The organism is Streptomyces avermitilis MA-4680 = NBRC 14893 (genome assembly GCF_000009765.2).
Lineage (GTDB): Bacteria > Actinomycetota > Actinomycetes > Streptomycetales > Streptomycetaceae > Streptomyces > Streptomyces avermitilis.
The window spans coordinates 4,516,323-4,540,545 of sequence record NC_003155.5 but is presented as its reverse complement, the minus strand read 5'-3'; the positions used below and the strand labels follow the sequence as shown (position 1 = coordinate 4,540,545).

22 protein-coding genes and 1 pseudogene are annotated in these 24,223 nt (G+C 73.8%); all 23 read left to right on the top strand.

Going from position 1 to position 24,223, the window contains the following annotated elements; genetic code table 11:
- Window positions 1-80 precede the first annotated feature (80 nt).
- The 23 genes and pseudogenes from SAVERM_RS18920 (at window position 81) to SAVERM_RS18810 (ending at window position 24,217) form a co-directional block, all read left to right on the top strand.
- Window positions 81-350: an acyl carrier protein gene (locus SAVERM_RS18920; protein WP_042493265.1), complete on the top strand. Its 270-nt coding sequence runs from the start codon at window positions 81-83 to the stop codon at window positions 348-350.
- Between the two features lie 34 nt (window positions 351-384).
- Window positions 385-1,671 carry a beta-ketoacyl-[acyl-carrier-protein] synthase family protein gene (locus SAVERM_RS18915; protein ID WP_010985096.1) on the top strand — a complete coding sequence of 429 codons (1,287 nt, stop codon included), beginning with the start codon at window positions 385-387 and terminating at the stop codon, window positions 1,669-1,671.
- Entirely contained in the window at window positions 1,668-2,852 is a 1,185-nt protein-coding gene (locus SAVERM_RS18910) for a beta-ketoacyl synthase N-terminal-like domain-containing protein (RefSeq protein ID WP_042493262.1), read from the top strand. The genes SAVERM_RS18915 and SAVERM_RS18910 overlap by 4 nt, the downstream gene beginning before the upstream one ends.
- Window positions 2,849-3,934 carry a beta-ketoacyl synthase N-terminal-like domain-containing protein gene (locus SAVERM_RS18905; protein ID WP_010985094.1) on the top strand — a complete coding sequence of 362 codons (1,086 nt, stop codon included), beginning with the start codon at window positions 2,849-2,851 and terminating at the stop codon, window positions 3,932-3,934. The genes SAVERM_RS18910 and SAVERM_RS18905 overlap by 4 nt, the downstream gene beginning before the upstream one ends.
- Before the next feature lie 144 nt (window positions 3,935-4,078).
- Window positions 4,079-4,852 (top strand): annotated as a pseudogene (locus SAVERM_RS18900) (alpha/beta fold hydrolase); the annotation flags it as partial.
- The gene (locus SAVERM_RS18895; RefSeq protein ID WP_010985092.1) at window positions 4,849-5,832 is read left to right on the top strand and encodes an acyl-CoA thioesterase; all 984 of its coding nucleotides are present in this window, start codon (window positions 4,849-4,851) and stop codon (window positions 5,830-5,832) included. The pseudogene SAVERM_RS18900 and the gene SAVERM_RS18895, both read left to right, overlap by 4 nt.
- Window positions 5,829-7,169, top strand: coding sequence for a beta-ketoacyl-[acyl-carrier-protein] synthase family protein (locus SAVERM_RS18890; protein ID WP_063774049.1), 1,341 nt, complete (start codon window positions 5,829-5,831; stop codon window positions 7,167-7,169). Before SAVERM_RS18895 ends, SAVERM_RS18890 begins: the two co-directional genes overlap by 4 nt.
- 115 nt (window positions 7,170-7,284) lie before the next feature.
- Entirely contained in the window at window positions 7,285-8,307 is a 1,023-nt protein-coding gene (locus SAVERM_RS18885) for a beta-ketoacyl synthase N-terminal-like domain-containing protein (protein ID WP_052295933.1), read from the top strand.
- Window positions 8,291-9,106: an SDR family oxidoreductase gene (locus tag SAVERM_RS18880; RefSeq protein WP_010985089.1), complete on the top strand. Its 816-nt coding sequence runs from the start codon at window positions 8,291-8,293 to the stop codon at window positions 9,104-9,106. Before SAVERM_RS18885 ends, SAVERM_RS18880 begins: the two co-directional genes overlap by 17 nt.
- 126 nt (window positions 9,107-9,232) lie before the next feature.
- Entirely contained in the window at window positions 9,233-10,351 is a 1,119-nt protein-coding gene (locus SAVERM_RS18875; RefSeq protein WP_010985088.1) for a beta-ketoacyl synthase N-terminal-like domain-containing protein, read from the top strand.
- 116 nt (window positions 10,352-10,467) lie between these two features.
- A complete protein-coding gene (locus SAVERM_RS18870) occupies window positions 10,468-10,731 on the top strand; it encodes an acyl carrier protein (protein WP_010985087.1) in 264 nt (87 codons plus the stop codon).
- Window positions 10,728-11,192, top strand: coding sequence for a 3-hydroxyacyl-ACP dehydratase FabZ family protein (locus SAVERM_RS18865; RefSeq protein WP_010985086.1), 465 nt, complete (start codon window positions 10,728-10,730; stop codon window positions 11,190-11,192). Before SAVERM_RS18870 ends, SAVERM_RS18865 begins: the two co-directional genes overlap by 4 nt.
- The gene (locus tag SAVERM_RS18860) at window positions 11,189-11,692 is read left to right on the top strand and encodes a 3-hydroxyacyl-ACP dehydratase FabZ family protein (RefSeq protein WP_242432309.1); all 504 of its coding nucleotides are present in this window, start codon (window positions 11,189-11,191) and stop codon (window positions 11,690-11,692) included. The genes SAVERM_RS18865 and SAVERM_RS18860 overlap by 4 nt, the downstream gene beginning before the upstream one ends.
- 233 nt (window positions 11,693-11,925) lie before the next feature.
- Window positions 11,926-12,645 carry a 3-oxoacyl-[acyl-carrier-protein] reductase gene (gene fabG, locus SAVERM_RS18855; protein WP_037645152.1) on the top strand — a complete coding sequence of 240 codons (720 nt, stop codon included), beginning with the start codon at window positions 11,926-11,928 and terminating at the stop codon, window positions 12,643-12,645.
- Entirely contained in the window at window positions 12,642-13,379 is a 738-nt protein-coding gene (locus tag SAVERM_RS18850) for a 2-hydroxychromene-2-carboxylate isomerase (RefSeq protein WP_242432310.1), read from the top strand. The genes fabG and SAVERM_RS18850 overlap by 4 nt, the downstream gene beginning before the upstream one ends.
- A gap of 266 nt (window positions 13,380-13,645) precedes the next feature.
- Complete coding sequence (locus SAVERM_RS18845; protein ID WP_052082285.1) at window positions 13,646-17,341, top strand: AMP-binding protein; 3,696 nt, start codon at window positions 13,646-13,648, stop codon at window positions 17,339-17,341.
- Window positions 17,338-19,167 (top strand): acyl-CoA dehydrogenase family protein, encoded by a 1,830-nt coding sequence (locus SAVERM_RS18840; protein ID WP_010985081.1) that lies wholly within the window; start codon window positions 17,338-17,340, stop codon window positions 19,165-19,167. Before SAVERM_RS18845 ends, SAVERM_RS18840 begins: the two co-directional genes overlap by 4 nt.
- Window positions 19,167-19,433 carry an acyl carrier protein gene (locus SAVERM_RS18835; protein WP_010985080.1) on the top strand — a complete coding sequence of 89 codons (267 nt, stop codon included), beginning with the start codon at window positions 19,167-19,169 and terminating at the stop codon, window positions 19,431-19,433. The genes SAVERM_RS18840 and SAVERM_RS18835 overlap by 1 nt, the downstream gene beginning before the upstream one ends.
- A gap of 253 nt (window positions 19,434-19,686) precedes the next feature.
- On the top strand, window positions 19,687-20,670 hold the full coding sequence (gene sbnA / locus SAVERM_RS18830; RefSeq protein ID WP_010985079.1) for a 2,3-diaminopropionate biosynthesis protein SbnA: 984 nt from the start codon (window positions 19,687-19,689) through the stop codon (window positions 20,668-20,670).
- Between the two features lie 13 nt (window positions 20,671-20,683).
- On the top strand, window positions 20,684-22,024 hold the full coding sequence (locus tag SAVERM_RS18825) for a condensation domain-containing protein (RefSeq protein WP_010985078.1): 1,341 nt from the start codon (window positions 20,684-20,686) through the stop codon (window positions 22,022-22,024).
- Window positions 22,021-22,821: an FkbM family methyltransferase gene (locus SAVERM_RS18820; RefSeq protein WP_010985077.1), complete on the top strand. Its 801-nt coding sequence runs from the start codon at window positions 22,021-22,023 to the stop codon at window positions 22,819-22,821. The genes SAVERM_RS18825 and SAVERM_RS18820 overlap by 4 nt, the downstream gene beginning before the upstream one ends.
- 91 nt (window positions 22,822-22,912) lie before the next feature.
- Entirely contained in the window at window positions 22,913-23,917 is a 1,005-nt protein-coding gene (gene sbnB / locus SAVERM_RS18815) for a 2,3-diaminopropionate biosynthesis protein SbnB (RefSeq protein ID WP_010985076.1), read from the top strand.
- A gap of 120 nt (window positions 23,918-24,037) precedes the next feature.
- Window positions 24,038-24,217 carry an MbtH family protein gene (locus SAVERM_RS18810; RefSeq protein WP_242432316.1) on the top strand — a complete coding sequence of 60 codons (180 nt, stop codon included), beginning with the start codon at window positions 24,038-24,040 and terminating at the stop codon, window positions 24,215-24,217.
- Window positions 24,218-24,223: the final 6 nt, after the last annotated feature.

Here is a 24,223-nt window from a genome sequence, read left to right as displayed (position 1 = left end):
AGCAGGCGAATCCACTCTCGACTCATCGAATGGATGGCGGAGTCACCGGACTCCGATACCGATCCCTCATTGGAGTCGAGATGCCCAACGCGAACGTGACGACCGGACTTGACGCTGCCCGCAAGCAGGAGATCAAGGAGATCGTCTGCGACATTCTCGAGATCGACGAGGACGAGGTCACCGAGACCAGCCTCTTCAAGGAGCAGCACGACGCGGACTCGCTCCGCGCCATCGAGATCCTCGCCGCCCTCGAGCGCACCCAGAAGGTCACCATCGACCAGGCCGAGCTCAGCCGCATGGTCAACCTGGAGGGCGTCTACGTCGTGGTGTCCGAAGCCGCACAGAACTGATCTGCCGTCCCGACCGTCAGATGGGTGAGCTTCGATGAACGCTTCGATCAACACAGACGCGCGCGGTCACGGCGGACCCGAGGACCCGCGCCCCGAGGCCGCCGGACGCCGGGTGGTCATCACCGGGCTCGGCGTGGTCACCAGCATCGGCATCGGTGTCGAGGCCTTCACCGCCGGCCTCCGTGCGGGACGCAGCGGCGTCAAGCCGATCACCGCGTTCGACACGACCGGGTTCGCCCACGCCAACGGCTGCGAGGTCACCGACTTCGAGCCGGAGCGCTGGCTCGACCGGCAGCACCCCGAGGAACTGGGCCGGGCGAGCCAGTTCGCGGTGGCCGCCGCCAGGATGGCGGTCGCGGACGCCGGTCTGCACGAGGAGGACGTGCGGGCCCGCCGGTCCCTGGTGTCCGTCGGCACCACGGACGGCGAGTCCCGCGACCTCGACCAACTCGTCGCCGCGGGCCTGGAGAACGGGCCCGAAGAGTACGAACCGGCCGTCGCCCGGCGCATCCCCGCCGGGCGCCTGTCCGCCGGCATCGTCCGCGAGCTGGAACTCGAGGACGTGGAGGCCGTCACGATCCCGACCGCGTGCGCGGCGGGCAACTACGCGGTCGGCTACGGCTACGACGCGCTGCGCAGCGGCGATGTCGACATCGCCCTGTGCGGCGGCGCCGACGCCGCCTGCCGCAAGACGTTCACCGGTTTCTACCGGCTCGGCACCATCGCCCCCGAGGTGTGCCGGCCCTTCGACAAGGACCGCGAGGGCATCCTCACCGGCGAGGGAGCGGGCATCCTCCTGATGGAGAGTCTCGACTCGGCGCTCGCCCGCGGTGCCCGGATCTACGCCGAGGTGCTCGGGTACGGGCTCGCCTGCGACGCGCTGCACCCCGTCGCCCCCGACCGGGACAGCATCGCGCGGACCATCCGGATCGCGCACCGCAACGCGGGCATCACCCCGGACCAGGTCGACTTCGTCTCCGCGCACGGCACCGGCACCAAGGCCAACGACATCACCGAGGCGGGCGCCATCCGCCAGGTGTTCGGCGAGGACGCCATGCCGCGCACCGTCTCCATCAAGTCGATGATCGGCCACAGCATGGGCGCGGCCAGCGCGGTCTCCGCGGCGGCCTGCGCGCTGGCGATCACCGAGGGCTTCATCCCGCCGACGGTCAACCACCGGGAGACCGACCCCGAGTGCGGTGTCGACTGCGTGCCCAACCAGGCGGTCGAGACGGAACTGTCCGTCGTGCAGAACAACGCCCTCGCCTTCGGCGGCAACAACGCCGTACTGATCCTCGGGGCCTACCGGAGCGCGGCATGAGCTGGATCGTGACCGGGATGGGCGCCGTCGCCAGCATCGGCGACAGCGTCGAGGAGATCTTCGGTTCGCTGGTCGAGGGCCGCAGCGGGCTCGCACCGCTGCGGGGCTACGACCGCGACAACTTCCGTGCGCAGGTCGCGTACGAGATCGACGACCGTCCTGCGCCGGGCGTCGACGAGCCGCTGCGGGCCACCCGCTGGCTGGAGCGGGCCGTCGCCGCGGCGGCGGCCGACGCCGGGCTCGGCGACGACCTGTCGCGGGTGCCGGTGCTCGTCGGCACCACCCTGCGCGAACTGCGCTCGGTGGAGCTGTCCTGGCGGGACGGCATCCCCTTCGACGCCGCCGATCTGCACTTCGGCACCATGCTGCGGCGCCGCTTCGGGGCCGTCGACACCCACACCGTCGCCAACGCCTGCTCGGCCTCGCTCTACGCCCTGGCCCTCGGCGCCGACCTGCTCGACCTCGGCGCGGCGGACACCGTCGTCGTCGCCGGGGTCGACACCATCACCGAGAGCACGTACGGGCTCCTCGACCGCTGCTACCCCGAAGCCCCCGACCGCGTACGGCCCTTCGACCGGGCCCGGCGCGGAATGCTCCAGGGCGAGGGCGCGGTGGCCGTGGTGCTGCGCAGGGAGGCCGACGGCCCGGGACCCGGTGCCCGTGTCCATACGCGGGTGCGGGGAGTCGCCGTCAACTGCGACGCCCATCACCCGTCGGCACCCGACGCCAAGAACATCGCCGCCGCCGTCCAGGAGGCGCATCTGCGGGCCGGCGTACGGCCGGCGGACATCGACCTGGTCATGCTGCACGGGACCGGGACCCCGCTGAACGACGAGGCCGAATCCACCGCGCTCGGCACGGTGTTCGGGGGCCTCGACCCCTCCCCGTACATGACCGCGATCAAGTCGATGACCGGGCACACCGCCGGGGCGTCGGGGCTGCACAGCCTGGTGGCGGCCGTCGACGTGCTGCGGACCGGGACCATCCCGCCGACCGTGTACCTCGACGACCCGGTCGAGGCCGTCGCGGGCTTCCGCCTGGTGCGGGGCACCGCCGAGCGGGCTTCGGCGCCGCTGCGGATCGCCCAGATCGACTCGTTCGGGTTCGGCGGGCTCAACGCGGTCGCGGTCGTGGAGCGGGTCGACGGCCCGCCGGCCTCCGAAGAAGGAGCGGGCCAGTGAGTACCGCGCGCACGGCGGACGTCGTGATCACCGGAATCGGTACGGCCGTACGGGGCCTCGACGGCCCGGCGGCCCTGTTCGGACCCCTGCCCGCCGGGCACCGGTCGGCGGCCGACCCCGTCTCCCGCCTCACCGGGCGCGGCCTGCGCTACAAGGACCGGGCCACCAAGCTCGCCATGGCCGCGGCCAAGGACGCGCTGCGCGCGGCCGAACTGGTCGACGCGGCCGGTGAGCTGACGGTGTCGGGGGAGGCCACCGGGGTCGTCGCCAGCACCAACTACGGCAACGCCGACACGGTCTGCGAGACCGTGCGGACGATCGCCGAATCGACCTATCTGGCGACCAGCCCGATGCTGCTGCCCGCCACCTCCAGCAACGTGGTCGCCTCCTGGCTGGCCATCACCCACGGGTTGCGCGGGGCCAATCTGACCCTGTGCAACGGGCCCACCTCCGGTCTCGACGCCGTCAACTGGGCCCGCCTGCTGATCGCGGCGGGCCGGGTCGAGCGGGTGCTCGTGGCCGGCGTCGAGCCGGACAACCCGGCGGTGCGCCATGTCACGGACGCCGCGGAGGCCTCGGACCATGAGGCGTACGGAGAGTTCGGCGCGCCGGTGCTCTTCGACGGAGCGGTGGCACTGGTCGTCGAGTCGCCCTCCTCGGCACACGCGAGGGGAGTGCGGCCGCTGGCCGCCATCGGCCCGTACGCCCGCCGGGGCGACCACGCGGAGGCCGTCGCCGAGGTCCGGGCGCTGCGTCCGGGGCCGGTCGGCCTGTGGTGCGTGCCCGAACACCCGGAGGGCGTACGCGCCCCCGCGCCGGCCCTCGGCGCGGCGGCCGGCTCCGCCCCCGTCCACGACCTGTCCGCACTGTTCGGTCCCTCGTCCGGTGCGCTCGGTGTGCTCCAGTGCGCCGCGGCCGCCGTCTGGCTGGACACCGGACCCGGGGACGGCGAGGTGGCGCTGGTCAGCGCGGGCACCGGCGACGCGGGCGGCGACGACGCGGGCGCGGCCCTGATCCTCACCGCACCCGGTGCCGTCGCGGCGGTCGCGGCGGCACCCCGGCCGGCGGGCGGCGTGCGATGAGCGGGCTGTCCGCCGGCTCCGGGCCGTCCGCCGCCACCCGGCCGCCCACCGCCTCCGTGCGGCTGCGGCGGGCCGCCCGGGACACCCGGGAACCGGTGCGGATGCTCACGTTGCACGGGCTGGCGGGCATGCGCCTCCGTCTGGCGGGCGTACGAGCAGCGGGCCTCGGCACGCGTCGAGTTGTGGGAGGCCGTGCTGCCCTGGAGCGCGGACGGCGACCCCGACTGGAGTCTGCGCGACGACCCGGCGGACCATGTGGAGCACGCCCTGGACAGCGTGCCCGGCGGTGCCGACGTGATCGTCGTGCACTCCTTCACCGCGGGACCGGCCCTGGAGGCACTCGCCCGCCGGGGCGCGGGACGCGGGCCGCGCGCCGCGGTGGTGGTGGCCCCCTTCCACCGGCGCACGCCCGGGGAGTTCACCTGGGACGACGCCACCTACTACCTGAGCGGCTTCCACCGCATCCTCGACGAGGGCCTGCGGATCAGCGCGGGGGACCGCCTCGCCCCGCAGCTGCGCGCCGCGATGGCGCTGCGGGTGCGGGACCGGATCGGGCCGTACGGCTGGCAGCAGTTCTTCGGCGCGTATCTGCGCAGCCCCTTCCTCGACGTCGGCGCGCTGCGGCTGCCGGTGCTCGTCGTGGCGGGGACGCAGGACTTCGCGGCGCCGCCGGACGACGCCCGCGCGCTGGCCGCCGCGCTGCCCGACGGCAGGTTCCGGCTCTTCGACGGCTGCGGCCACTTCGCCATGGCGGAGCAGCCGGACCGCTTCGCGGACGCGGTGCACGGGCTGCTGCACGAGGTCTTCGCCGGCACCTCCCCGCACCCTTCGGACCACCCTTCCGACCAGCTTTCCGACGAGCTTTCCGAGCACCTTTCCGTCCATCCCTACGCCCCCTACGCACCGGAGTTGACGTGACCACGAACACCGCTGACACGGCTGACATCGAGGCCGCGGTCCTCGCCCTGAAGGAGCCCAGCTCCCTGGAGATCCGCCCCCGCTACGAGGGCTCCAACATCTGCACCTGGATCGGCTTCAAGCACGTCAACTACCTCGTCGAGGAAGCCGTTCTCAACCATCTGCGGCAGGCCGGGATCGCCCCGGGCACGGTCTACGAGACCTACGGACTGTGCACGGACATCGTCGACATCGACACCCGCATCCTGCACGCCTTCCACATCGACGACACCGCGATCGCCGAGGTGAAGCCGCACCGCAAGGCCAAGGACGGCGAACTGGTCCTCGCCGTCACGCTCCATGTGCGGCGCGAGACCCTGCTGAAGGCCGTCACCTCGACCGTACGGGTCCAGCTGCGCCTCGACCCGCGCGGCGGCGGCGAACTGCCCGTCCCGGCCGCGCTCGCGCCGTTCGCGGTGGACCGGCTCGGCGCGGTGCCCGGCTGGACCCCGGAACCCGTCGAGGTGGACCTCGCGGCCGACGACCTGGTCAAGGAGCTGACGGCCGGGCGCAACGCGTACGCCTGGAAGTTCCGTATCCCCTACTGGTACTGCCACTTCACGGAGCGCCAGCAGATGTCCGGCTATCTGCGGCTCATGGAGGAGGCCAAGGACCGGCTCGTCGCCGACCGGGGCGTCTCCATCAAGACCCTGCTCGACGAGCAGAACTGGATCCCGGTCGTGCCGCACTCGCGCATCACGGTGCTCGACGAGGCGCGCATGGAGGAGGACCTGTATGTCGTCCTCACCGTCGAGAGCGTCTTCAAGGGCTTCACGTACGACTCGCGCATGGACACGTACGTCGTACGCGACGGGCAGCTGGTGCAGACCGCGACCGGGCGGATCACCCACGGCTACGCGGTGATCGAGAACCGCCGCGACTGGAGCCTGGTCTCCTTCGACGACCGCATGAACGCGGCCCTGGAGGGCCGTTCGGCATGAACCGCGAGGTCGAGGTCGTGGTCACCGGGATCGGCGCCGTCACCTGCCACGGTGCGGGCGCCGACACCCTGTGGCGGGCCATGACGGCGGCCGGGACCCGGCTGCCGGACCGGCCGGCGGACCCGCTCGCCCGGATGGACCTGCCGCTGATCAGCCTGGTGCCCGACCCCGACCTCAGGGCCGAGCGGGCGACCCGCTTCGCCTCGCTCGCCGCCGCCGAGGCGCTGTCCGACGCCGGACTCGACGGACCGTCACTCGCCGCCGCCCGTACGGCCGTCGTGTTCGGCAGCTGCATGGGCGAGCCCGGCGGCAACGAGCGCGGGCGGGGCGCGGACGACGGCTGGCAGCCGCCGTTCCGGCTCGCCTCGGCGCTCGCCGGTGAACTCGGTCTGTTCGCCACCGTCCACGACATCGGCAACGCCTGCGCGGCCGGCGGCTACGCCCTCGGCATCGCGGCGGACCTGGTGCGCGCGGGCGAGGCGGACGTGGTGATCGCCGGTGGTTCCGACGCGTACTCGCGGGTCGCGCTCGGCTGCTTCAACCGGCTCGGCGCGGTCGACCCCGAGCGCTGCCGGCCCTTCGAACGCGACCGGGCCGGCACGGTGTTCGGCGAGGGCGCGGGCGTGTTCGTCGTCGAGTCGGCCGCGCACGCCCGGGCGCGCGGCGTGCTGTCCTCGCCGGACGGGGCGCCGCGACTCACCGGTGTGGCATGGAGCTGCGACGCGGACCATCCGACGGCTCCGCAGGCCGACGCGGAGCAGGTCGTACGGGCCATGCGCGAGGCCCTGGGCGCGGCGCCGGACACGGTCGGCTGCGTCGTACCGCACGGCACCGGCACCCGGCTCAACGACGTCCTCGAGAGCCGTGCGCTGCACCGGGCCCTCGGGCCGCGCGCGGCGCGGGTGCCGCTGTACAGCCTCAAGGCACTGCTCGGCCACACGGGCGGGGCGTCCGCCGCGCTCGGCGCGGTCGCGGCCGCGCTGATCCTGCGGCACGGCGAGGTCCCGCCGAACGTGCCGCTCAAGGAGCAGGACCCCGAGTGCGAGGTGCTGCTGCCGCAGGGCGACGCGGTACCGCTCGCCGACGGAGCCCGCCGGGTGCTGGTCAACGCGTACGGCTTCGGCGGCAACAACGCGTCGCTGGTGCTGGAGAGCGGGACACCCACGGGGCCCTCCGGGGGCTCGGCGGCTGGGGAGCGGGCGGGCGCCGCGTCCGGGGGCGGGGTGGGTTCCGTGTCCGGCGGGTCGGGCTCGGCGGGCGGCGGGGCGGTGGTGGGGCCCGGTGGTGGGTCGGGAGGCGTGGTTCGGCGGACGGTGGAGGGTGGTGGGGTGTCGTGAGCCGGGTGGGTTGTTGGAGCTGGCCGTGACCGGGGTCCGGGGTCGTCTCTCCCTGGGGGGACACGGCCGAGGTCGCCGCGGCGGCGGGCGGGGCGGCGATGCCCGGCGCCGAGAGGTGGTTCGACCACCGGGAGCGGCTGGGGCCCGCGCGGATACAAAGTACCTTCCGGCCGCCGCCCAGTACGCCCTGGCCGCCGCGCGGGCCGCGCTCGCCGACGGCGGACGGCCCGACGCGGTCCCCGCCGACCGCCGCGGGCTGCTGCTCGCCACCGGCGCGGGGCTCGCCTCGCTCTTCGACGCCATGGACGCGACCGTCGCCGAGGACGGCGGCGCGGCACATCTGTCGCCCGCCACGGCCCCCTACTTCGCGGTCAACGTCCTCGGCAACCGGCTCGCCGCCGAACTCGAACTGAAGGGCTTCGCCCTCACGGTCGCCACCGCCCGCACGGCCGCCGCGGACGCGCTGTCCACGGGGGCGCTCGCGCTGGCCGCCGGCCGCTGCGACACGCTTGTGCTGGCGGCGGCCGAGGAGCCGCTGCCGGCGGTGCGCGGCGGCGGTGGTGAGCAGGGCGCCGCCGCGTTCACGCTGGAGCCCCTCGCGGCGGCGCGGGCCCGCGGCGCCCGGGTGCACGGCACACTGCGGGCCCGCTCCCTGTTCGTACCGCCGGGCGCGCTGCGCGACAGCGCGGGCCGGGAGCGGGCCGCCGCCTATCTGTCGGAGGCGCTCGCGGACCTGCTCCTCGGCCCGGCGGGCGGGCCGCCCGTCCCCGTGAGCCGCGACCTCGACCTCGACCCCGACCCCGACCTCGACCTCGTCCTCGTCCTCGACGAGTCCGCCGTCGGCGAGGCGGTGGCGCTCGCCGTCGCCGGTGCGGCGCCCGGTGCCGGCCTGCCCGCCACCGGCCCCCGGCTCCCCATGCCCTCGGGGGCACCCGAGATCGCACACCCCCCGGGCACTCCGCGGGTCGGCTGTCTCGGTCCCGCGTTCGCCCTCGCTCACGCCGTCACCTCGCCGGACGGCCCCGACCGGCTCGTCGTCTGCGCCACCGGCGCCGGACACGTCGCCCTCGTCCGGGTCTCGCCCGCCCGTCCGTCCCGCCTCACCACACAGGAGCCATCGCATGCTGAAGTCGCTTGAGGGGAGCTGGTGCCTGGTCCTCGGGGCGTCCAGCGGGATCGGCCGGGCCATCGCGCTCGGTCTGGCCAGGGAAGGCGTGCACGTCGCCGGGGTGCACTTCGACACGGCGGCGCGCGCCGAGGAGGTCGAGGCGCTCGTCGAGGAGATCCGGAGCCTCGGCGTCGAGGCCCGCTTCTTCAACACGAACGCCGCCTCCAAGGCCACCCGTGCCGAACTCGTCCCGCAACTGGCCGAGTTGACCGGCGCCAACGGTGGCATCCGGATCCTGGTCCACTCGCTGGCCTTCGGCACCCTGGTCCCGTTCACGCCGAGGGAGGGCTGGGACCGGCCGATCAGCGTACGGCAGCTGGAGATGACCCTCGATGTGATGGCCCACAGCCTCGTCTACTGGACCCAGGACCTGCTCGCCGCGGGGCTGCTGCGCAGCGGTTCGAAGGTCTACGCCATGACCAGTGCGGGCACCTCCCAGCATCTGCCCAGCTACGGTGCCGTCTCCGCCGCCAAGAGTGCCCTGGAGTCCCATGTCCGGCAGCTCGCGGCCGAGTTGGCGACCAGCGGCATCGCGGTGAACGCGCTGCGCGCCGGCACCACCGTCACTCCCGCCCTGCAACGCATCCCGGAGCACGCCGGCTACATCGAGCGCGCCGCCGAGAACAACCCGCACGGCCGCCTCACCCGCCCCGACGACGTCGCGGACGCCGTCGCGCTGCTCTCCCGCACCGAGTCGTCCTGGCTGACCGGCAACACCATCGGCATCGACGGGGGCGAACTGCACGCCGCCGCCGGGGCGTGGGGCTGAACGCCGAGACCTTCGCCCCCCGGAGCACCGGACCCTTCCCCCGGAGCACCGGACCTTTCCCCCGGGCAGCAGGACCTTCCCCTGAGCTTCCCCTCGTACGACCTTCACCGACAGGAGCAGAAAGCGATGAGTGTCAGTCTTGCCACCGGGGCGGACCCGGACACCCTGGTCGTCTCCGGCTGGTCGGCCGCGTCGCCGTACGGACTCGGCGCCGAGGCCTTCGCCGCGGGGGTGCTCGGGGACGTCGACGCGGTGCGCGGCGCGGACGACGCCACGGACCTCGGACCCTACGAACGGGCCGGCCGCGTACCGGACTTCGCGGCGAAGGCGGTCCTCGGCCGCAAGGGCACCCGGGCCATGGACCGGGCCACCGCGCTCGCCGTCGCCACCGCGGGACTGCTCCTGGAGGAGGCCGGTCCCGGTCTGGCCCAGGACGCCCCGGAGGCCGTGGGCATGGTGCTCGGCACCGGACACGGCAGCGTGCAGAGCATCATGGACTTCACCCGGGACTCCCTGACCGGCGACAAGCCGTTCCACGTCGACCCGGCCCTGTTCCCCAACACCGTGATGAACCGCGCGGCCGGCCAGAGCGCCATCTGGCACACGCTCCGCGGCCCCAACACCACGGTGGCGGGCGGTGCCGCGACCGGTCTGCTGGCTCTCAACTACGCGGCCCGGCTGCTGCGGCAGCGGCACTGCGAGGCCGTGCTGTGCGGCGCGGTCGAGGAGTTCTCGACCGCGCGCGCCTGGCTGGAGTACCGGGCGCGCACCGGCGGCCCGCACCGGCAGCCGGCCGGGCCGCTCGGCGAGGGCTGCGCGCTGTTCCTGCTCGAATCGCTCGGCCGGGCCCGCGCCCACGGCCGTACACCGCTCGCTTCACTGCTCGCCGCCCGGTTCATCGCCTTCACCGACCAGGAGCGGGCCAAGGACGCGGTCGCCCGGTCGGTCACCGAGGCGCTCAAGAACGCCGAGGTACGGCCCGAGGAGGTCGCCCTGCTGGTGCCGTCGGACAGCGGCGGCGAGCTCGGCGCCCGCGAGGACGCGGCGCTCGCCGACCTCTTCGGAGAACACCGGCCGCCGCGGCTGCGGCTGCGCAGGCTGACCGGCGACCTGGGCGCGGCCTCGGCGTCGATGCAGCTCGCCGCCGCCGTCGCGGCCGGCGGCGAGGGCACCCCGGTGCTCGTCACCTCCGTCGACCCGGACGGCCAGACCGGTGCGGTCGTGCTGCGTACCGGTACGCCGTGAGGGGCGCCCGGGCGCGCCGCAGGGCGCTGCGGCTGCGCCGTCTGCTCATTCACCACTCGTACGCCGGTCACCGGCCGGCGTATGCCCACCACCATCCGGAAGGACGTGTCTCCCTCATGCCCGAGACCACCACCACCGCGCTCGACAAGGAACAGCTGCGCGAACTGGTCGCCGATGTGCTCGACCTGGATGTCGCGGAGGTCACCGACGACGCCGACTTCATGGAGGACCTGGACGTCGACTCGCTGATGGCCCTGGAGATCACCGTGCGGCTGGAGAAGGAATACGGGGTACGGCTCGCCGAGGCCGAGCTGACCTCGATCACCTCGCTGCAGGGCACGTACGAACTGCTGACGAGCAAGCTCGGGGACACCCGATGAGCGCCGCGACGCCGCTGGGCGACCTGGAGCTGATCCGTACCGGTCCCTCGGGCGCCGTCACCGCCTTCGACGCCCCGGTGGACGGGCCCGTCATCGCCGGGCACTATCCCGGCTTCCCCGTGCTGCCCGGCGTGTTCCTCATCGAGGCGGCGGACCGCACGGTGCGCCAGTGGGCCAAGGACAACGGCCGCGCCCAGGACGACGGCGCCGACCCCGGCAGCGGTGCGGACAGCGGTACGGCCGGCACCGCGGACAGCGGTACGGAGCTGGAGCTGGCCGCCATGGACCGCTGCCGCTTCCACCGTCCCGTCTACCCCGGCGACCGGGTGCTCGCCGACGTGTCCGTCGTGGACAACGCCGCCGGGCTGCTCTTCAAGGCCGCCGTGGCCACCAACCGCGGGAAGGTCGCCGACATCCGGCTGCGCTACCGCGCGAAGCAGGAAGAAGAGGAAACCCCGTGACCGTGCACGGCATCGACCGGATCAAGAACACCATTCCGCACCGCGGGGAGATCCTGCTGGTGGACCGGGTCGCGGACGTGGTGCCCGGAACGCGGCTGACCGCGTACAAGGCGGTCTCCGGCAACGAGCCCTGCTACGCGCCGCTCGGCCAGGACGCCGCCCCGGCCGACTACGCGTATCCGACCTCGCTCGTCATCGAGTCGTGGGCCCAGTCCGCGGTGCTGCTCTCGGTGTGGGAGAACCCCAATCCGGACGTGCTCGCCGGGAAGGTCGAGCTGGCCGGTTCCATCGGAGATGCGGTCATCGGAGAGCGCGCCTATCCGGGGGACGTCCTCGAGCACCGGGTGCGCCTGGTGAAGTCCGTGGACGAGACGGCGATCCTCGCCGGCGAGACGCTCGCCGGCGGCCGTGAGGTGCTGCGGATCGGATCGTTCGTGGTGGCGCTGCGGGACGTCACCGAGCTGCTTCCGGCGCCCGACCGTGCCCTGCTGAGTGTGTGAGGAGAGGACCCATGTCCGAACAGAGCAGGTCCACGCCGGGTGACAAGGTCGCGCCGGGTGACAAGGTCGCGCCGGGCGACCAGGCCGCGCCGGGTGACAAGGTCGCGCCGGGTGACAAGGTCGCGCCGGGTGACAAGGTCGCGCCGGGCGACAAGGTCGCGCCGGGCGACAAGGCCGCGCCGGGCGACAAGGTCGCGCCGGGCGACCAGGCCGCGCCGGGCGACAAGGTCGCGCTGGTCACCGGAGGTTCGCGGGGTATCGGCCGCGCGGTCGTCGCGCGGCTGGCGAGCGACGGCTACGACATCGGCTTCTGCTACCGCTCCGACGACCAGGCGGCGGCCCTGGTGGAGAAGGAGGTGCGCGAGCTGGGCCGCCGGGTGCTGTCCCGGCGCGTGGACGTGACGGACCGTACGCAGGTACGGGAGTTCGTCACCGCGGCCGAGGAGGAACTCGGCCCCGCCTCGGCGGTGGTCACCTCGGCCGGCATCACCCGCGACAGCCCGCTGGTCCTGATGCCGGACGAGGACTGGGACGCGGTGCTGCGCACCAACCTGGACGGCACCTACAACCTGTGCCGTGCGGTGGCCTTCCCGATGATCAAGCGGGGCGGCGGGGCCGTGGTCACGCTCTCCTCGGTGGCCGGGGTCGCGGGCAACGCGGGCCAGACCAACTACTCCGCGTCGAAGTCCGGGATCATCGGCTTCACCCGGTCGCTCGCCAAGGAGGGCGGCCGGCACGGGATACGCGCCAACTCGGTGGCCCCGGGCTTCATCGACACCGACATGACCTCGGAGCTGCCGCCGAAGGTGGCCAAGGAGATGCTGGGCCGGATTCCGCTGAAGCGGTTCGGGCGACCGGAGGACGTGGCGGCCCTGGTCGCCTTCCTGCTCTCGTCCGAGGCCGCGTACATCACCGGGCAGGTGTTCCAGGTGGACGGCGGTATCGCGCTGTGAGCGCCGCCGTGCGCGCGGGGCGCCGTCGCAGGCGGCCCCCGCGCTTCTACTTCTCCCTGCGCAGCCCGTACTCCTGGCTCGCCTACCGGGACCTGCTCGACCGGTATCCGGCCACGGCCGCGGCCGTGGAGTGGGTGCCGTTCTTCGAGCCGGACGAGCTGAGCCGCAAGCTGCTCGCCGAGGCGGGGGGAGCGTTCCCGTACACGCCGATGTCCCCGGAGAAGCACCGGTACATCCTTCAGGACGTACGGCGGCTGGCGGGCGAGCGGGGGCTGGAGTTCACCTGGCCGGTGGACCGCGAGCCCGTCTGGGAGGTGCCGCACCTCGGCTACCTGGCCGCCGCCCGGCACGGGGTGGGAGCGCAATACATCGCGCTGGCCGCGCGGGCCCGCTGGGAGCTGGGCCTGGACATCTGCGACCGGACCGTGATCGCCGGCTTCGCCGCGGAACTCGGTCTGGACGCCGAGGAACTGGCCACCGCGTCCGACGACTCGGGGCTTCGCGCGGAGGGTGTGCGGGTGCTTCTGGAGATTCAGCGCGACGGGGTGTTCGGCGTGCCGTTCTTCGTCGACCACTTCGACAAGTACTGGGGCGTCGACCGCCTCCCGGCCTTCGCCGCGGCGCTCGCGGCCAAGACCGCCGCCGACCTCACGGGGGTCCCGGACGACTCCGGGGACCCCCTTCCCGTACCCGCGGCGTCCGTCGACGACGGTCACGCGGGCGGGTGCGGCTGAGCCCGTCTCCCGGGCCGGCCGCATCCCCCGGCCGCCGCACGGCGCTTCCTCCGGGCGTCCGTGCGGCGGCCGTTGTGCGGTCGCCCCTCGGGGGCCGGGCCGGGCGGCTGCCCGTTCGCGTTCGCGTTCGCGTTCGTATTCGTGTCCGGGCCGCTGACGTGGGCGGGTGCATATAGGTGCCGCATAGCGGGGGGCGGTTGCCTGGGGTTCCGTACCGCTGCTGGGCGAGCGCGGCTCCGAGAAGCCGCAGAGGGTGGGTAGTTGGGGTGTCCGGCTTCGAGAGCTTCGTCAGCGCGCTGCGCCACAGGGTCGCGGACACGCCGACCCGCAGCGCCGTCCGCTTCAGCGCGGGCGCGGCCGAGGAGGACGTGACGTACGCGGCCCTGGACCGTGCCGTACGCGCCGCCGCGCACGCGCTCGGCGATCGCGTCACGCCCGGGGACCGGGTACTGGTCTCCTGCGGGCCCGGCACCGGCTTTCTCCGGGCCTTCCTGGCCTGCCTCTACGTGGGCGCCGTGCCCGTTCCGGTGCCCGTGCCCGGGGGGTTCGGGCGGCAGGAGGCCCGTACGACCGCGATCGCCGGGGACACCGGGGCCCGCCTGGTCCTCACCGACGAGGCGAGCGCGGGCGCGGTGCGCCGCTGGCTGGACGGCGAGCGGGACGCGCTGCCCGAACTGACCGTCGCCACCGTGGAGTCGGCGCAGGAGGCGGGCGACGCGGACGCGTGGCACGAGTGGCCCGTCGGGCCGGAGGCACTCTGCTTCCTCCAGTACACGTCCGGGTCGACCAGTGAGCCGAAGGGCGTGATGGTGCCGCACGGCGCCCTCGTGCACAACCTGCGGCTGATGCGCGACTGCCACGGCTGGCACGGCGGCATGACCTGGTGCAGCTGGCTGCCCGCGTACCACGACATGGGCCTGATCGCGATGATGCTCGCCCCGCTTTATCTGGGCGGCACGGCCGTGCTGATGTCGTCCACCGACTTCCTCAAGCGGCCCGTCTCCTGGCTGCGGCTGATCGAGCGGCACCGCGCCGAGATCAGCTGCGCCCCGAACTTCGCGTACGACCTGTGCGCGCGCCGTCTGACCGAGGAGCAGACCGCCGGCCTCGACCTGTCGAGCTGGCGGTACGCCTGCAACGGCGCCGAGCCCGTCGACGCCGCGACCCTCACCCGGTTCGCGGAGCGCTTCGCGGGCGCGGGCTTCTCGGCGCGGTCCCTGCTGCCGGGGTACGGGCTCGCCGAGGCCACCCTCTATGTCTCCGGCACCCGGGCCGACCGGCCGCCGGTCGTGCTTCGCGCCGACCCCTCGGCACTGGCCGGCGGCGAGGTCGCCGAGGCCGAACCGGGCTCCACCGCACAGGAGTTGGTGAGCAGCGGCATCGTGCGCGGCCTCGATGTGCGCGTCGTGGACCCCGGGACGCGGGCCGAACTGTCCGAGGGGCGGGTCGGTGAGATCTGGATCCGCGGCGGGAGTGTCGCCCTCGGGTACTGGAACCGGGCCGAGGAGACCCGGCGGACCTTCGGCGCGGCGACGGCCGACGGTGACACGGGCTTCCTGCGCACCGGTGACCTCGGAGCGCTGCGCGCCGGCGAGCTGTATGTGACCGGCCGCATCAAGGAAATGATCATCGTGCACGGCCGGAACCTGTATCCGCACGACATCGAACGCGAACTGCGCGACCTCGCACCGGCCTTCGCCGACCTGCCCGCCGCCGTCTTCGCGGTGCGGCCCGGGGGCGCCCACGCGCCGGAGGAGATCGTCGCCGTCCAGGAGGTGCGCGGCCGGGGGCTGTCCGGGGAGGAACTGGCCGCTCTGGCCCGCACCGCGCGCGCCGGGCTCGCCCGGCGGCTCGGGGTACGGGTCGGGGGCGTCGCCCTCGTCAAGGCGGGCCGGATCCGGCGCACCACGAGCGGCAAGATCCAACGCACCCTGATGCGCGGCCTCTTCGAGGGCGGCGAACTCCAGCCCCTGCACGAGGAACTGGCACCGGAACTCGCGACGGCCTTTCGGAGCGGCGGGCGGACGCGGGAGACGCCATCCACGTCATCGACACCATCCACGCCAACGACACCATCCACGCGATCGACGCCGTCCGCCGAGCCCGCAGCGCCCGCCGGCGGCCGGAGTGCGTACGAGTTGGCCGGGTCGGTCGGTGGGGGTGTGGGTGCGGGGGGCTGGGATCCGTATGCGCTCAGTCGGGAGCTGGAAGTGCGGCTCGGGGATCCCCGGGACGGGAGCGCGGAGTTCTCCTTCCGGCGCAGCGCGGAACTCGACCGCGCCGAGGAGTTCCCCGCCGCGATCTGCCGGGAGCTGGACGCCCTGGGCGTGCCGCGCTGGTTCGCGCCCGCCCGGTACGGCGGTGAACTGCGCGGCAGTGAGGAGCTGTTGCAGCTGATCCGGACGCTGGGCCGGCGTGACTTCACCGTCGCCCTCGGCCATGTCAAGACCTACCTGGGTGCCGTCTCCGTCTGGGTCGCGGGCCGGCCCGAGCAGGCCGCGGCGCTCGCGGCGCGGGTGACGGCCGGTGCCGTGGTCTCGCTGGCGGCAACCGAGCGCGCCCACGGCAGCGACCTGCTCGCGGGCGAGCTGCGGGCCGGGCGGACGCCCCGCGGCTGGCGGCTCGACGGCGAGAAGTGGCTGATCAACAACGCGACGCGGGCCGAACTGGTCTGCGTCCTCGCCCGCACCGACGAGGCGGGCGGCAGCCGCGGCTTCAGTCTCTTCCTCGTCGACAAGGCACGGCTCGCGCCGGACAGCTGGCGCCCGCTGGCCGGCGTACCGACGCACGGCGTGCGCGGCGCCGACATCAGCGGCATCGCCTTCACCGGCGCCGAGCTGCCCGAGGACGCGCTGATCGGCGCCGAGGGCGAGGGACTGGAGATCATCCTCAAGGGCTTCCAGATCACCCGCACGCTCTGCTCGGCGATGTCGCTCGGCATGACCGACCACGCACTGCGCATCGCCCTGGACTTCGCCCGCACCCACCTCCTCTACCGGCGCCCGCTCGCCGAACTCCCGCACGCCGCCCGGACCTTGGCGGAGAGCTACGCCGACCTGCTCGCCATGGAGGCCGTCAGCCTCGTCGCGACCCGCTCCCTGCACACCCTCACCGAGGAGCAGAGCGCGGTCTCCGCCGTGGTCAAGTACCTGGTGCCGACCCTCGGCGACGAGGTCGTCGGAGAGCTGCGCGGACTGCTCGGCGCCCGGGCGATGCTCACCGAGGACTTCGCCGACGGAGCCTTCCAGAAGGTGGAGCGCGACCACCGCATCGTCGGCATCTTCGACGGGAGCACGGCGGTCAACCTCAACTCCCTGATCAACCAGTTCCCCGTGCTCACCCGCGGGTACCGCAAGGGACTCGCCGACCGGGACGCGGTCGCCGCGGCCGCCCGCCTCGACGGGCCGACGCCCGAGCTCGACCACGGCCGGCTCACGCTCTACGCACGCTCCGGCTCCAGCGTCGTACAGTCCCTGCCGGACGCCGTGGAGCGCGCCCGGGCCACGGCGCCGCCGGCCGTCGTGGCGCGCGCCGAGCAGCTCCTCGCCCTCGCCGACGAGGTGCACGGGGAACTCGCCGCCCACCGGCACAGCGCCCGCGCGGTACCGGAGACGGCCTTCGCCTCGGCCCGCCGCTACGCCCTGGTGTACGCGGGCGCGGCGAGCCTGCACCTGTGGCTGGAGAACGCGGGCACCGCACGCGCGAGGGGGCCGTTGTGGGCCGACGCGGCGTGGCTGGACGCGGTGCTGGCCAGGCTGCTGCGCCGGCTCACCGGCACGGCCGACCTCGACGACGCCGACGGCCCTGCCCTGGACCGGCTGCTGCCCGCGCTGCACGCGCAGTTCGAGGAGGGGGCGCTGTTCTCGCTGCTGCCGTGCCCGCTGGGGGAGGGCCGCCCGGCCGCGGTGCCCCCGGTCCGCATCCCCACCGTCACGACGGCCACGACCAAGGAGCCGGTATGACCGACCTGCTGACCGCCGGCGCCGCCGACGCCCCCCTCGACCCCGCCGGTCCCGACCCGGACCTCGCCCGCGTCGACCGTCTCGAAGCCCTCCTCGGCGACCCGGACGACGCGGCCAACCCGCTCGGGCTGCATGCCGTGCTCGCCGCCGACGAACGCGGCGAACTGCTGCCCGAAGGGGAGCGCGCGCTACGGGACTTCGGCCTCGGGGCCGAGTTCGTGCCCGCGGCGTACGGGGGGCGCTTCGTGCGGGCCGACCGGTTCGCGCTGCTCATGCGGAGCCTGTTCCGGCGGGACTGCGCCCTCGGCATCGGTCATGGCGTCACCAGTTTCATCGCCGGCCTGCCCGTCTGGGCGGACGGCAGCGACACGCAGCGGTACCGGGCCGCGGGCCTGCTGCTCGGCGGCGGCCGGATCGTCGCCGCGTACACCGAACTCGACCACGGCAGCGACTTCTCCCGTGTCTCGCTCGCCGCGCGCCCCGCGCCCGGCGGCGGCTATCTCCTCGACGGCGGAAAGCAACTCGTCAACAACGTGGGCCGGGCCGAGGCGGCGGTCGTGTTCGCCCGCACCGACGAACGCCCCGGCAGCCGCGGCCACTCCCACCTCCTGGTGGACCTCGACGCGCTGCCCGCCGACCGGGTGGACCGCACCGCCCGCTACGCCACCTCAGGGGTACGGGGCTGTCTGCTCGGCGGCGTCGACTTCGACGCCTGCCCGGTCCCCGCCGACGCGCTGCTCGGCACCGAGGGCGGTGCCATGGAGACCGTGCTCAAGGTCTTCCAGGTGACCCGCAGCGTGTTGCCCGGCATGGTCGTCGGGGTCGGTGACACCCAGCTGCGCGCGGTGCTCGACTTCGCCGGACAGCGGCTGCTGTACGGGCAGCCCATGCACGAACTGCCCGAGGTGCGCTCCGCGCTGACCGGCGCCTTCCTCGACCTGCTGATCTGTGACGCGCTGTCCGTCGTCGGCGCCCGGTCGCTGCACCTGCTGCCCGCGGAGGCCAGTGTGCGGTCGGCGGCCGTGAAGTATCTGGTGCCCCGGTTCCTCCAGGACAGCTCCTACCGGCTCGGCGTGCTCCTCGGAGCCCGCAGCTACCTCCGCGAAGGGCCGTACGCCGTCTTCCAGAAGGCCGCTCGTGACCTTCCGGTCGTCGCCCTCGCGCACGCCAGTGGCGCGGTGTGCCTCTCCACCATCGTGCCGCAGCTGCCGCGGCTCGCCGAGCGCGCCTGGCAGCCCGCGCTGCGCGGGGACGCCTCGTTCCAGGAGGCGCCGCGGACGCTGTTCCGCCTCCACGAGCCGCTGCCCGCCCTCGACTTCGGCCGCCTGGAGCTGACCGCGCGCGGCGCCGACAGCCTCGCCGGCCACCTCCCCGTCCTCGCCCGTGAGCTGGCCGAAGAGGCCCGGTCCCGGCCGGAGCTCGCCGAACTCGCCGACCTGGCCGGCCTGTTCGCGCGGGAACTGGACGAACTCGCCCGGCGCTCGGTCGCCCTGCCGCCGCGCGACCGCACCCCGGTCGCGGGCCGCCGCGCCTTCCTGCTGGCCCAGCGGTACGCCCTGCTGCTCGCGGCCGCCGCCTGCCTCGGCGTCTGGCGTGCGGCGACGCCCTCCGACGGCTTCGTCGCCGACCCGCTCTGGGCCGCCTCGGCGCTGCACCGGCTGGCCGAGCGGCTCGGCCTGCGCCGGGGGCCGCTGCCCGAGCCCGCCGTCCGGCAGCTGTTCGCGGAGCTCGCCGAGCGGCACGAGACCGGCCGCACCCTCGATCTGTTCCGCGGCCGGCTCGCCCGCCGGGCCGCCCCCTCCCATGGAGTCCAAGGAGCCATCTGATGACCGAGACCACCACCGCCGTCACCTCCCCGGAGGCGATCCGATCCTGGCTCACCGAGCGCGTCGCCTCCTACCTGGAGCGCCCCGCCGCCGACATCGACGCTGGCGCGCAGCTCGCCGAGCTCGGCCTCGACTCGGTGTACGCCCTGTCCTTGTGCGGCGACGTCGAGGACCACTTCGGTCTGGTCGTCGAGCCGACCATGGCCTGGGACCACCCGACGGTCGACGCCATCACCGCGTTCCTGGCGGCCGAACTGGCCGCGTAGGGAGCCGAAGCACACAGCTGTCCCCCCGGCAGGCCGGGGCGGCACAGCTGTTCCCCCCGGCAGGCCGGGGCCGTCCGGACCCCTCCCCGGACGGTCCCGGCCCGAACGCGCGCCCGGCCGGGGGCCTTGGGGCGCACCGGGGCACCGGGGCGTACAGGGCGCCGGGGCGTATAGGGGCGTCATAGTGCTCGCGCAGAGAATTCCCGGGTCAATTCTGTGTTGTGCCGCAGTGACTCTCCGGGAAGGGGCAGCCGTGCCCGACAAAACGTTCCCAGGCATTCTGTCAACCGTAGGAAACACCCCACTTGTGGAATTGGAAAGGCTGCTGCCGGATTTCGGCTCCCGGGTATTCGGGAAGATCGAGAGGTTCAATCCGGGCGGCAGCATCAAGGACCGTTCCGCCCTCGGCATGCTGCTCGCCGGCATCCGCAGCGGCGAGGTGCAGCCCGGCCGTACCGTGATCATCGAGTCCAGCTCGGGCAATCTGGCCGTCGGACTGGCCCAGATCTGCCGCTACTTCGGACTGCGCTTCATCTGCGTGGTCGACGGCAAGACCACCGAGCAGAACCTCGCCATCCTCAGCGCGTTCCGGGCCGAGGTCGAGGTCGTCACCGAACGCGACGAGCTGACCGGCGAGTTCCTGCCCGTGCGGCTGCGCCGGGTGCGCGAGCTGGTGGCCGCGACGCCGGACGCGTACTGGCCCAACCAGTACGCGAGCCTGCTCAACCCCAAGGCGCACGAGACCACGATGCGGGAGATCGAGGAGTCCCTCGACGGTGCGGTCGACTTCCTCTTCTGCTCGGTCAGCACCTTCGGCACGCTGCGCGGCTGCCGTGACCACATCAGGGCCCGCGGCCTGGACACCACGATCGTCGCGGTGGACGCCCTGGGCAGCGCGATCTTCGGCCTCGAGTCCACCCAGCGGCTCATACCGGGGCACGGCGCCTCCGTGGTGCCGCCCCTGATGGACGCCTCGGCGGCCGACGAGGTGGTGCACATATCCGATCTGGAATGCGTCGTCGCCTGCCGCCGGCTCATCGGTCGTGAAGCGGTCCTCGCGGGCGGCTCGTCCGGGGCGACCGTCGCCGCGCTGTGGAAGATCCGGCACCGCATTCCGGAGGGCTCGAACTGCGTCCTCATATTCCCCGACGGCGGCGACCGCTATCTCGACACCATCTATTCCGACGCCTGGGTGAACCAGAACTTCGGAGACGTCGCACACCTGTGGAAGGACTGATTCGCCCGTGCTCATGTCCACCGGCCAGGAAGGTCTCTGGCTCACCCATCAGCTGGACCCGGACAGCCCCGCGTACAACGTGGTCCTCGCGGTGCGCCTGCGGGACCGGGTGCGCACCGAGGTGCTCCAGGAGGCGCTCACCGCGCTCGTCCGCCGGCACGAACTGCTGCGTTCCCGCTTCCCCGGCACCGAGCAGGGCCCGGTGCGTGTCACCGGCCCGGCCGAGGCCGTACGGCTCGACGTGCGGGAGGTGCCGGACGCCGACGACGAGCGGCTCTTCCTGCTGGCCCAGCGCGCCGGCGAGGAGCCGTTCCGGATCGCCGACGAGGGCGCCTTCCGGGCGGTGCTGCTGCGCCGGGCCCCCGACGACGCCGTCCTCGTCACGGCCACCCACCACATCGTCAGCGACGCCACCTCGCAGTGGCTGCTGGTCCGTGACCTGTTCGCCGAGTACGGGGCGCGCACGGGAGTGGAGACGCCCGACCCGTTGCCCGTCGGTACCGACTGGGACCAACAAGTGCGTGCGGAGCGGGAGTTCATCGGATCCCCGCGCGGCGCGCGGGCCGCCGCGTACTGGCGGCAGGTGTGCGCGGGGCTGACCGCCGCCACCCTGCCCACCGACCGGCAGCGCCCGCCGCAGCGCACCCTGAACGGCGCCACCGTCGAGCTGGCGCTGCCCGAGCGCACCGCCGCCCGGCTGCGGGACGCCGCCGCGCGCCATGCGCTGACCCCGTTCGCCTGGCTGCTCGGCACGTTCCAGACGGCGCTGCACCGCTCCGGGGCGGGAGACGGCTTCCTCATCGGCTGCCCGGTCACCACCCGCTTCACCCCGCGCAGCAGGGAAGCGGTCGGCTACTACGTCAACGCCCTTCCCATGGCGGCCGTGTTCGGCCCGACGACCACGCTTCTGGAGACCGCGCAGGCCGCACAGCGCCGGCTGCGCACCGGTCTCGCCCACGCCCGTCATCCCGTCGAGCTCCTGGACACGACGGCCGGGCGCGGGCCGCTCTTCCGTATCTCCTGCACCCTCGTCGCCGCCGACCGGCTGCCCGTGCCGGGCCTCTACGAGGGACCCGTCCGGCTGGGCGGGCTGCGCGCCGAACTGTGCGACGTGCCGCAGCAGGAGGGCCAGCTCGACCTGACCGTCGAAGTCCTCCAGGACAGCCAGGGCTTCAAGGCGGTCCTGCGCTACAACACCGACCTGTTCGACGCGGCCACCGTGGAGCGCTTCCGCGACACCTGGCACCGCCTGATCGACGTCTCCCTCGACGCGCCCGGCACCCGGACCGCCGACGTGGAGCTCGTCGCCCAGGACGACCTGCTCTTCCTGCTCGCCCTCGGAGGCGTGTCATGACCGGTACGGAGTCCGCGGCGGCCGGGGGACCGGTACGCCAGCAACTGCCCGAAGGACCCACCGTCTGGTGCACCAACGGGCCCGCCGCGGTGGCGATGTGGCGCGAGATGCAGCCGCCCGGCGCCTACCACCGGGCGGCCGGGCGGCTGCGGGCCGGCGACACCCTCCTCGACATCGGCGCCAACGTCGGCCTCATGTCGGTGCACTGCGCCCGCGCCTGCCCCGGCGTCCGCGTCGTCGCCGCCGAGCCCGCCCCCGACCTGCACGCCTGTCTGCGCCGCAACCTGGCCGACCACGCGGCGCCCGGCTGGCAGGCGGAGTGCGCGGCCGTCTCCGACCGCCCCGGACTCCTGCGTTTCACCTACTACCCCGACGCGCCGGGCAACTCCGGTCTCTACGCCGACCCGCGCGCCGACGACGAGATCACCCTGGCCTTCCTGCGCAACAGCGGAGTCGACGCCGAGGACGCCGAGGAACTCGTCGAGGGGCTGCACGAGGGCGTCGAGTTCACCGTGCCGGCCGTCACCGCCTCCGACCTGGTCCGCCGGCACGGCATCGAACGCGTCGACCTGCTGAAGGTCGACGTCGAGCGGGCCGAACTCGACGTGCTGCTCGGCCTCGAGGAAGCGCACTGGTCCCTCGTGCGCGCCGTCGTCGCCGAGGTGCACGACGAGGACGGCCGCCTGGCCGCCGTACTCCGGCTGCTGCACGCCCACGGCTTCACCGTCGACGTACGCCAGGAGCCGCTGCTCAAGGGCACCGCGCTGTACGACGTCGAGGCCGAACGGGCCGTATAGGCCGCATATAGCGCGCGCTCGCACCATCAGGGTCAACAGCCCTGCCCCCGAGCCCCGGCTCCCGGGCCTTTGCCCCGCAGAGAGGAATCCCATGCTGATTCTCCGGCGCGCCGATGTGACGGACGTCCTGTCCGGCCGGGAGACGGAGATCATCGACCTCGTCGCCGAGACCTACCGGCTGCACGACGAGGGGCAGACGTCCCTGCCGCACTCGACGTTCCTGCGTTTCCCCGAGGAGCACCACAGCCGGGACCGGATCATCGGCCTGCCGGCCTACCGGGGCGGTGAGCGGCCCGTCGCCGGAATGAAGTGGATCTCCTCCTTCCCCGGCAACGTGGCCGCCGGCACCGACCGGGCCAGCGCCGCCGTCGTCCTCAACTCCCTCGGCAACGGGCACCCGGTGGCGTTCGTCGAGGGTGCGGTGATCTCCGCGAAGCGCACCGCCGCGAGCGCGGCGCTCGCCGCCCGGGAACTCACCGCGGACAACCCGCCCGCCGCCGCGCTGCTGATCGGCTGCGGTGTGATCAACCTGGAGATCCTGCGCTTCCTGGCCGCCGCCCTGCCGGACCTGCGCGAGGCCGCCCTGTACGACACGGACCCGGCCCGCGCCGAGGCCTTCGCCGCACGGTGCGCCGAGGAGGTCCCCGGGGTGAAGGCCCGTCCGGTGACCGACCTGGCCGCCGCGCTCGGCGAGCACCGCCTCGTCTCCCTCGCCACCACCGCCGCGACCCCGCACATGGACCTGTCGGCGTGCGGCCCGGACACCACCGTGCTGCACATCTCCCTGCGGGACCTGACCGCCGAGGCCGTCCTCGGGGCGGTCAACGTCGTCGACGACGCCGACCACGTGTGCCGCGAGCGCACCTCCCTCGACCTCGCCCAGCAGGCCACCGGCAACCGTGACTTCGTCGCCGCCCCGATCGGCGCCCTGCTGCGCGGCACGGCCACGCTCCGCCGCACCGCGGACCGGCCCGTCGTCTACTCCCCGTTCGGTCTGGGCGTGCTCGACCTGGCGCTCGCCGAGTTCGTGCGCGAGGAGGCCGACCGGCGCGGCCTCGGCGTACGCGTCGAGGACTTCCTGCCCGCCTTTGCCTGACCACTTGTACCGATCACCGACCAAGGAGTTGCCGTGACCGCAGAACAGACCGCACAGCAGGCCGCGGACCAGCCCGCACAGCAGGCCGCACAGCAGTCCGAGGGCCCCGTCCAGCGGGTCGTGTTCAACGACGAGGAGCAGTACTCGCTGTGGCCCGCCGGGCGTGACCTGCCGGCCGGCTGGCACGCCGAGGGCACCGAGGGCAGCCGCGAGGAGTGCCTGGCCCGGATCGCCGAGGTGTGGACCGACATGCGCCCGCTGAGCCTGCGCCGGCACATGCACGAGTCCTCCGCGGCCTGAGCCCGT

Bases quoted from the DNA above. Each gene is read 5' to 3' on its own strand.
- SAVERM_RS18920 (WP_042493265.1), top strand. From the start codon at position 81: ATGCCCAACGCGAACGTGACGACCGGACTTGACGCTGCCCGCAAGCAG.
- SAVERM_RS18915 (WP_010985096.1), top strand. From the start codon at position 385: ATGAACGCTTCGATCAACACAGACGCGCGCGGTCACGGCGGACCCGAG.
- SAVERM_RS18910 (WP_042493262.1), top strand. From the start codon at position 1,668: ATGAGCTGGATCGTGACCGGGATGGGCGCCGTCGCCAGCATCGGCGAC.
- SAVERM_RS18890 (WP_063774049.1), top strand. From the start codon at position 5,829: ATGAACCGCGAGGTCGAGGTCGTGGTCACCGGGATCGGCGCCGTCACC.
- SAVERM_RS18880 (WP_010985089.1), top strand. From the start codon at position 8,291: ATGCTGAAGTCGCTTGAGGGGAGCTGGTGCCTGGTCCTCGGGGCGTCC.
- SAVERM_RS18875 (WP_010985088.1), top strand. From the start codon at position 9,233: ATGAGTGTCAGTCTTGCCACCGGGGCGGACCCGGACACCCTGGTCGTC.
- SAVERM_RS18870 (WP_010985087.1), top strand. From the start codon at position 10,468: ATGCCCGAGACCACCACCACCGCGCTCGACAAGGAACAGCTGCGCGAA.
- SAVERM_RS18865 (WP_010985086.1), top strand. From the start codon at position 10,728: ATGAGCGCCGCGACGCCGCTGGGCGACCTGGAGCTGATCCGTACCGGT.
- SAVERM_RS18840 (WP_010985081.1), top strand. From the start codon at position 17,338: ATGACCGACCTGCTGACCGCCGGCGCCGCCGACGCCCCCCTCGACCCC.
- SAVERM_RS18835 (WP_010985080.1), top strand. From the start codon at position 19,167: ATGACCGAGACCACCACCGCCGTCACCTCCCCGGAGGCGATCCGATCC.
- SAVERM_RS18825 (WP_010985078.1), top strand. From the start codon at position 20,684: ATGTCCACCGGCCAGGAAGGTCTCTGGCTCACCCATCAGCTGGACCCG.
- SAVERM_RS18820 (WP_010985077.1), top strand. From the start codon at position 22,021: ATGACCGGTACGGAGTCCGCGGCGGCCGGGGGACCGGTACGCCAGCAA.
- sbnB (WP_010985076.1), top strand. From the start codon at position 22,913: ATGCTGATTCTCCGGCGCGCCGATGTGACGGACGTCCTGTCCGGCCGG.